Origin of the sequence: Mastigocoleus sp. MO_188.B34 (genome assembly GCF_030065675.1) — a bacterium.
Lineage (GTDB): Bacteria > Cyanobacteriota > Cyanobacteriia > Cyanobacteriales > Nostocaceae > Mastigocoleus.
The window spans coordinates 21,444-30,316 of sequence record NZ_JASJDK010000083.1; the positions used below are offsets into that span (position 1 = coordinate 21,444).

Consider the following 8,873-nt stretch of genomic DNA (forward strand, 5'->3'; position numbering starts at 1 on the left):
ATTAAAATCACTTAGCATATTAATTTTAGATGTATTTTGGATCTGACATTTCAGCCGAACAGGCAAAGCCACTGACAAGCTCTAGGTTCTTGATATTAACCGGTTAAGTAAGTCAGTTGTTAGGTTACCCCAACAATAAATTATTCCATATGAAGTTGTTAGCAATTGTGACAACAAAATTGGATAAGTCATTAATTGATATTTAATAGCAGCTTACGAACAAAGCTTCAAAATTTTAAAACTTCAATTCAAAATATCAAAACTTCAAAATATCAAAACTTCAAAATGTTTAAGAGGTATCTTTATTCTCCGGTATTTTTCCCCCAATATTCCCCAAGCGACTGAACGAACCATCTATTTCAAGTCATAATCTGAGCTAAGGTATGTATGCTGGATTAGAAATAAAAGTTGTTGTATAAAGATTATTTTTTATTGCGCGTTCCTAAAACTGGGCTAGTAAACGGTAAAACCACATGACTATTTCTCTCGATAACAAATCGACTCGGTTATTGTTTATCAGTCGCACAGGTATAGCCGTTGGTGGAATTTTAGCTGTGACAATGGCTAGTGGGCTTTGGCGATTACGAAATTTTGTCGAGAACGAACTAGCCCCATTAGCGGAAGAAAGCTTAACTAATATTCTCAAACGTCCAATTGAGTTGGGAGATGTCCAAGGTTTTTCCCTTGCGGGAGTACAGTTTGGGACTTCGATGATTCCACAGACTGCAACTGACCCTGACCGAGTAATTGCTGAAGCTGTGGAAGTTGGATTTGACCCGTTACAGTTGCTATTTCATCGCAAGTTAAAGCTCGATGTAACATTAGTAAACCCTGATGTTTATATTGAACAGGACGAAAGAGGCGTTTGGGTTGACACAAGTATAAATAATACGGGTCGGGAAGGATTCATTAAGATTGATTTAGATAAGTTACGGTTACACAATGCCAATTTAGTGTTGGTACCTTATCGTCCCCAAGAAGGAAAAGTCAGGAATTTTCCTGTGCCAAAATCCCAAGGTGTTACCGGTTTAAATGGGAATAAATCTGCAATATCCTTGAAATTTGATGGAGTTCACGGTATCGCCCAGTTATCAGACGACTACCAGCTAGTTAAGTTTCGCGTTAAAGGTAATCCGGCTTTAGGGGGAAGTTTAGCTTTAGAAGGAGAAGCCCGCCCTCGAACTTTAGCATTTAATTTTAATCTTAAAGCAAGAGAAATATTTGCGTCAGATATTACACGCTTAATACCTTTACCAGTTAATTTTCAAGCTGGTCGCGCTCGGGGGGATTTAAACATTCAATGGTCTCCAGGAAAGCAGGCGTTGTTGTTTGGTCGTGCAGATTTTGAAGACCTTAATTTAAAAGTACCCCAAGCTCCTAAAGCTTTTGTTAAGTCCCACGGACGCGTCCATTTTGACGGATTAAAAATGACACTCCGGGACGTGACAACGAATTATGGCAAACTTCCTTTGGTGGGTCAAGGAACCATTCATACTGCTAATGGTTACGATCTGAAGGCGAAGGTTAATGGGATTGATTGCCAAGTAGCTCAAAAAACTCTTGGTTTTACTTTACCGATTGATACAACTGGTTTATTAAAAGCAGATTTAAAATTAACAGGCAAATTATATAATCCATTATTATTAGGTAATGTTCGCAGTATTGAAGCGGCAAAAATTGATAAAGTAAATTTAAAAAGTGCTAGCGGACAATTTTCTTTTACTCCCACATCTGGTTTAGTTAAACTCACTAATCTTCGAGGTGAAGCGGCGCTTGGTGGACAGGCGATCGGGGGAGGGATAATTCAACTGGGTGAACAACCAGAAGTTAAGTTAAATTTTCAAGCCAAGAACTTTTCTGGGGATGCGATCGCCAAACTTTATAAGACAATTCCGCCAATAAGAATTGGTAATGTTGGAGCACAAGTTAGCATTAATGGAGTTCCCAGTAGCGCGCAGACAAAGATACAATTTCGAGCGCCCCAAGCTACTTATCCGATGCACGGTGAGGTGGTTGTTGCCCCGGACAAAAGTGTATCTTTTAGAGATGTGAAGCTAGCTATGGCTGGTGGTAGGGTTAAGGTTCGGGGTAACTGGAATGAAAAAGCTTGGAAGGCGATCGCTGATGCTGATGGGGTACAGGTAGAACGTTTTGCAAACCCGGAACTATTAGAAAATATATCGTTGGGTGATGCGAAACTTAAGGGTCGTTTAATTATTACTGGTAAATCTAATTCTTTTGGAGTTGCAACCATCCGTTCGCAAAGCGCACGAATATCTTTAGCTGGGGGAACGGTAGCGATTTCAGAGGTAGAATTAAATGAACAAGAGTTTAATGCCAAATTAGTTGCGAATGAGGTGCAGCTAGCACAGTTATTAGAACAAGTTTCTCCATTTGATCCCCTTGATGCTTCCTTGGATGGTTCTTTACAAATTTCTGGTTCGCGTCAAGAGACAGCTGTAAAAAATTTACGAGTTCGGGGTGAGGGTAAGTTAAATCTTGCTGGAGGTACTGTAAATGCTAAGAATATTGAACTAAATAATGGTTCTTATGGAGCAAAGTTATTTGCAAACAATATTCAACTAGCGCAATTAGTTCCCCAATTGTCAGGACAATTGCAGGGATTGGTCAAGGGCGAATTTGATATTACTGGTTCTGCAGAGTCTTTTAGTCCGAGTAGTATTAAAGCGAGTGGAAACGCACAGTTAAATCTTCCCGGTGGTGCAATCTATGCAAAGGATATCCAAATAGCCAACGGTCAGTATCAGACAAAATTAGAAGCAAATAAAATACCTTTAGAAAAATTAGCTCCCCAGTTACCCAAACAATTTCAGGGACAATTAACCGGTGAGTTCAATCTTGCTGGTTCTTTAAAATCTTTGCAAACACAAGGGATTCATGGTCAAGGAGAAGCTCGTTTAGATGTTGGTAGAGGTACATTAACAGCATCTAACATAAAGGTAGTCGGAGATCGCTATCGCACTCAGATTAATGCTCGGAATTTACCCTTGCAATCCTTCGCTCCAGTTCCGTCACAAGTCCAGGGAGATGTCAACGGTGAATTAAAAGTTACAGGGTCTTTAGAGTCTCTACAACCGGAAGACATTCAAAAACATGTTGAAGCAGTTGGTGAAGCAAAGTTGAATGTTGCTGGCGGTGAAGCAAGCATAGATAATATTCAGATTGCAAAAGGTAACTATCAAGCATTTATAGATGCAAGTGGGGTGCAGTTAAATCAATTTCATCCAGAATTACAAGGACAATTGCAAGGTAATTTACAAATAACTGGTAAGTTGTCCCAGCTAAATTTGGCCGGAGCACAAGCAGCAGGTAAAGTAAAATTATCCCAAGGAATTCCAGGTATTGAGCGACCTCTGCAGACAACATTTGCTTGGAACGGTGAAAGGTTAAATATCAAACAAGCCGAGGCTCCCGGTTTTAGTGCAAAGGGTTATATATCGGCGAACGCAGAAACAGCCGGAATGCCGGAAATTACGAATTTAAATCTTGATATTATTGCAAAAGATTATAATTTAAATTCCTTGCCTTTAAATCTCCCCAAGGTAGTTCGAGTTGCAGGTAAAGCTGATTTCCAGGGTAAAGTTACAGGAAAGTTACCTGTTCCCAATGTTCAAGGTCAAATAAGCGTTAAAGATTTACGAGTCAACCAATTAGATTTTGAACCTTTATTAAATGGAGATATTCAAGTTGGATCCGGGGGTGGCTTCAATTTAAATGTAGCAGGTCAAAATGACCGTATTGCCTTTAATTTGGATCGAAATCAGCAACCACGATCCTTTTCAGTGCGTCACAACCAAGCCTTTGCATCTGGAAAATTGCGTGGGAACAATTTAGCAATCAAGACAGAAAAAATTCCTTTAAAACTTTTTAATTTAAATTTACCACCGACCAGTATGGTTGGACCTGGAAGTGTTGCTGGTTCCTTAAGTGGAAATTTTCAGGTTAACAAAAAAACTTTTGCAACCACAGGTGATTTGACAATCGACCAACCACAAATTGGTAGAATTGAGGGCGATCGCCTTCTAGCAAAGTTTAACTTAGATCGAAATAAACTAACCTTAAAAAATAGCAGCTTTATAAAAGGTAAGAGTAAATATGAAGCTGTCGGTACCATCATTCAAGGGAACCAAGGACCGCAGTTAAAAGGTGAAATTAATGTCAATCAAGGAAAAGCTCAAGATGTTTTAGCAGCTTTTCAGTTATTTGAGCTAGAAGATTTTCAACATGGTTTTAATCGACCGACTTACGGTAAAGCTGGTGATCTTGGTGGAACTCAAGTTGTAGGTTTAGCAAATCAATCCTTATACACCCAACTACAACGCTTTTCCGAAGTTAAAGAACGCTTAAACCAACAGAAACAACAGGAACAGGATGCTTCTCCCTTACCAAAAGTTGCAGATTTAAAAGGAACTTTTGATACAAAGATAAAAATTGACACTCTTACAAGTAAAGAGCCAAAAATTGAATTCAATTTTCAAGGTCAGAATTTTGCTTGGGGTAAGAAAAACCAACCAGGTCGCTTTTACAATTTTGAACAGATTATTGCTCAAGGTAAACTTGACCGGGGAATTTTACAATTACGACCATTACGGATTGAATCGAAAAACCAATTAATAGCTTTTACCGGTAATATTGGCGGTACCGAACAGTTTGGTCAATTAAGGGTAAATAATTTTCCTTTGCAGATGCTGAATAACTTTGTGGAATTACCAGTTAGTTTAAATGGTAATATCAACGCCACAGCAGCGTTAAGTGGTAGTGTGGAAAATCCCCAAGCCCGGGGAGAATTGGAAATTACCGATGGTTATCTCAATCAGCAAGGATTACATTCAGCTAGTGCTAGTTTTAGTTACTCTAACGGACGTTTGAATTTTGGTAGCGATGTTGCAATTACCAGTGAAGAACCAGTGCGGATTAAAGGTAGCATTCCTTATCAACTATATGAGAGTACCTTTGCTTCCGATAACAAAAATATCCAACTGGATCTGCAGGTAAAAGACCGGGGATTAGCTTTATTAAATTTATTTACCGACAGATTAACCTTCGAAGAAGGTAAAGGAAAAATTGATGTTTCCGTACGTGGAACCTTAGAAAAGCCAGAAGCAATTGGTTTAGCAAAAATTGAAAACGCTACTTTTTCTGCTCAAGCTTTACCAGAAAAAATTACGGGAGTGACAGGAAATATTGATTTTGATTTTGACCGCATTATTGTCAATAATCTCCAGGGTCAATTTAGTAAAGGAAAAATCGCTGCGGTGGGAGTAATTCCCATATTTAATGATTTGCAAACTCAAATAGAAAATCCTCTGAAAATTGACCTAGAAAAATTAACTTTAAATATGAAAGGTCTATACGAAGGAGGTGTGAGTGGCGGTTTAGAAATAACAGGTTCAATCTTCGACCCGAAGGTGGGAGGAAAAGTAGAACTAAGTAATGGAAAAGTATTGCTTGCTGAGTCTAGCGAACCTGTGAACTCTGATAATGATAGTTTGATTTTTTCATCTTTAAAATCAAATAAAGCAGATGAAATAATGAACGGAGAATCAGTCACAAGGTTTAACAATTTACAACTAACCTTGGGTAAAAACCTTGAAATTACTCGTCCGCCAATTTTAAATTTTAAAGCTACTGGGGAATTAAACCTTACTGGTTCCTTAGAAAAACCCATACCTGAAGGAAAAATTAGTTTAAAGAAAGGTAACGTTAATCTGTTCACTACCCAATTTAAATTGGCTCGCGGCGAAAAGAATACAGCAACTTTCAGAAAAAACCGACCAAATGACCCCGATTTAGATATTCATTTGTTCGCAAAGGTTTTGGATACAATTCAAACTACTAAATTGACCAGGGAAAATATTACAGGTTTGTCAGCGTTGGAAAGTGTGCGCGTAGAAGCGAATATTGAAGGACCAGCAAGCAAACTCAAAGAAAATTTGGAATTAACCAGCAGTCCTGCTCGTAGCAAAACTGAGATAGTATCTTTGCTTGGTGGTGGATTTGTCAATACTCAGGGACGGGGTGAAAGTACCTTGGGTTTAATTAATATCGCCGGTTCAGCAGTATTCAATAATCTGCAATCAACATTCAATCAAATTGGTACCGCTTTTGGTTTGAGTGAATTTCGAGTATTTCCCACTATTATTTCTGAAGATCGTGAAGCAGGAAGAAACTACTCTAGTTTAGAAATTGCTGCGGAAGCTGGAATTGATATAACTAAAAAAATCTCCGTTTCCGGGATCAAAATCTTAACTGACGATGACCCGTTCCAATGGGGAGTTAACTATCGAGTCAACGATCGAGTTCGTTTGCGTGGGTCTACCAATTTATTTGATGATACGCGGGTCTTTATGGAATATCAAAAGCGGTTTTGAGCCAATCCCCAATCCCCTACTAAGGAAACTTACAGGTGACGCGACCGATAATTTTGCTTAAGGGTATAAAACCATAGGAGCGGCTATCGGTACTTGCATCGGGGTTGTCGCCTTCGAGAAAGCAAGAACCATCTTCAAGTACCAAAGCCACTCGCTTCACTATTTGCTTCACTTGGTACGGATGTTGTGCAACAACAACATCACCAATTCGAGGAAATGAATGTCGATAAGCTTTGGGATCGAATAAAATTTCTTCTCCGGGTTGGAGTAGAGGAATCATGGAGGGACCAGTTACTCGTAGTCGCTTTCGCTTTCCCAGTATTAGCAGTAATAATTTGTTTGCAACTGCTAATTCCTCTTTCATCCCTTATTTACACCAATAAAATCGCTTAATCGAAACAATAATCTACTATATCAGCCTCAAACTAATAGATTTTCTTCGCTATGCTCTAGCTAGCTTTGTACCAAGTAACATTACGGTCTTTGGTAGCCCAGAACATATTGTGGATTTTTTCAACAGCAGCCATGAGTTCTTCTGCATGTTGTTGGCTTACTTCTACTTTACAAGCAGAGCAAAGTTTTGCAGCTTTCCAGAAAGTGTCGTGTAAATCGGGGTATTTGTCTAAATGTACTGGCTTGAAATAATCAGTCCAAAGAATTAGTAAATCTTCTTTGGTTTTTTGAGCTTGTTCTTCCTTAATTGCAATGTAGCGGGACAAAGTATTGTTGTAAGCAACCATTGCTGCGGTATCGCCGCTTGCAGGAACTTCCAGAGCCACGATTTTTTTAGTCATTGAGAGGACTGCTTCAGCTGTAATTCTTGCAGAAGCAGGATCGTAAACACCGCAGGGACCATCACAGTGAGCGTGTACTTCTTGTGCGGGGAACCAATCTTTTAATCTGGTAGCAATTTTCTTGAACATGGTATTTACGGATTTGTTTATCTTTGAAGATGCATAGAACGGTTGGTGCAGGGTTGATGGAGCTTTGGGCTGACCGTAACTCAGTATCCCCCCTCACCCCATATAGCTTAGTGTGATTCGGGTTGCCTAGCAACCCAACCTAAGACTAAATAAATTCCCGAGACTTAAGGATAGATAGTACCAGCGATCGGCAAAAAGTTCGATGTTAATAACTAAATTTAATTAGCGATCGGTTAGCCCTCTTTTATTGTTAATCGTATTTCTATTTAATGGTGATATGAGAACAGTCTAGATGTTAATACTTTGTTAAATAAAAAGATGGATAGCAAAGAACTAGCCCAATTCATAGAAGAAACTAATGGTATATCCAAACCTTGGCTGTTAGTACAACTCAGACTTAAAAAACTACAGGAACGTCGAGCTACACTTTCTGAGGATGAATACCTACAGCAACTTGAAGAAATTTACCAAGATTTAATGAATTTAGGTGAATGGTGGCGTGGAATTGAGAATGAGGTTTTTTATTAGTTTATGACTAGCGCTATCCTTACTTAATATTATTTACTGATTTGACACTATCTCAAGGTAGAAATTACAAACTAATTCATAAATGAATCTTCAAAACTTCTCTCCTTGAGATGGTGCTCAGTTAAATATGTTGATGAAATTTGACTTCTGAAAGGACTAACTACAGTTTTTAAAATCCGAAATGAATACAATCTTTTAGAAAAAATGCCGTTTGTGGATGCTGTTGAATAAATTTTGTCGTTTAGCATGAATATTTTTCATATGTTTTTTAACAGTGTTTATAGTGATGTAAAGTTGTTCGGCAATTTCCTTATAAGTGTAATTAGCTCGGTGTAATAACCAAATTTCCCCTTCTCGTTGGGTTAAATCATATTGTTTTACTTCTGCAAGGGCTGTATTTTTTAGGGATTCATATCTATTTTCAATCGTAATTAACAAGCAGGAGTTATTGATTTTATCTAAATTGAGCCATCTGACTCTGATGCGTAGAATTGTTGATTTATCAATGTTAATCTCATCTGATAGAATGAGATTTTTATCGGGAAATAAACTGTGACTTTCAATTAAGGATTCACAAAGATACCAGATATTGGGTGGAATTAAGTTTTTGCTGTTTAGAAATTGATTTAACTGATAGCAAATATGATTTGCATCTTTATTCGCATAAAGTATGCTACCAGTTTTGCTCAAAATTAATATCCCATCTGCCAAATTTTCAATGATTTTTTGTAAAAAATCTGTCTCTAGATAATTTACATTATCAATCTTGACTGAAGAATAATTTTCTTTTGTTATTTTTGTTGATATCTTTGAAACATTAATCATATCATTCACCATAAAGTTGATACTGTGTGGACAGCGAAAAAATTCAAGAGATACACACTAATGCCATTTATAGATATCTGGTAATTGGTAACTGCTAACTGAGAAGTAGTATGCACTTTTATGAAAATATTACTATTTTCAATGAAGAGTAATAGTCCAAAAAATATTATATTTAATCCTCTTAAATCCTCCGATTAAGTTGGAT

At 37.8% G+C, this 8,873-nt stretch carries 5 protein-coding genes; 2 read left to right on the forward strand and 3 right to left on the reverse strand.

The annotated features are described in order from the left end of the window. Window positions 1-473 precede the first annotated feature (473 nt). Window positions 474-6,392, forward strand: a complete 5,919-nt coding sequence (locus QNJ50_RS18695; protein WP_300637970.1) for a translocation/assembly module TamB — start codon at window positions 474-476, stop codon at window positions 6,390-6,392. Between the two features lie 19 nt (window positions 6,393-6,411). Here QNJ50_RS18695 and sodX read toward each other — a convergent pair whose 3' ends face one another. Continuing rightward, window positions 6,412-6,756 (reverse strand): nickel-type superoxide dismutase maturation protease, encoded by a 345-nt coding sequence (sodX, locus tag QNJ50_RS18700; protein ID WP_300637973.1) that lies wholly within the window; start codon window positions 6,754-6,756, stop codon window positions 6,412-6,414. 85 nt (window positions 6,757-6,841) lie between these two features. After that, window positions 6,842-7,315 (reverse strand): superoxide dismutase, Ni, encoded by a 474-nt coding sequence (sodN, locus tag QNJ50_RS18705; protein ID WP_300637975.1) that lies wholly within the window; start codon window positions 7,313-7,315, stop codon window positions 6,842-6,844. 318 nt (window positions 7,316-7,633) lie between these two features. On the opposite strand from sodN, the gene QNJ50_RS18710 reads away from it, so the two are divergent. Continuing rightward, entirely contained in the window at window positions 7,634-7,843 is a 210-nt protein-coding gene (locus tag QNJ50_RS18710; protein WP_027842382.1) for a hypothetical protein, read from the forward strand. A gap of 195 nt (window positions 7,844-8,038) precedes the next feature. On the opposite strand, the gene QNJ50_RS18715 is transcribed toward QNJ50_RS18710, so the two are convergent. After that, on the reverse strand, window positions 8,039-8,668 hold the full coding sequence (locus QNJ50_RS18715) for a helix-turn-helix transcriptional regulator (RefSeq protein ID WP_300637978.1): 630 nt from the start codon (window positions 8,666-8,668) through the stop codon (window positions 8,039-8,041). Window positions 8,669-8,873: the final 205 nt, after the last annotated feature.

Excerpts from the sequence above, each read along its gene's own strand:
- QNJ50_RS18695 (WP_300637970.1), top strand. The coding sequence starts at position 474 with ATGACTATTTCTCTCGATAACAAATCGACTCGGTTATTGTTTATCAGT.
- sodX (WP_300637973.1), bottom strand. The coding sequence starts at position 6,756 with ATGAAAGAGGAATTAGCAGTTGCAAACAAATTATTACTGCTAATACTG.
- sodN (WP_300637975.1), bottom strand. The coding sequence starts at position 7,315 with ATGTTCAAGAAAATTGCTACCAGATTAAAAGATTGGTTCCCCGCACAA.
- QNJ50_RS18710 (WP_027842382.1), top strand. The coding sequence starts at position 7,634 with ATGGATAGCAAAGAACTAGCCCAATTCATAGAAGAAACTAATGGTATA.
- QNJ50_RS18715 (WP_300637978.1), bottom strand. The coding sequence starts at position 8,668 with ATGATTAATGTTTCAAAGATATCAACAAAAATAACAAAAGAAAATTAT.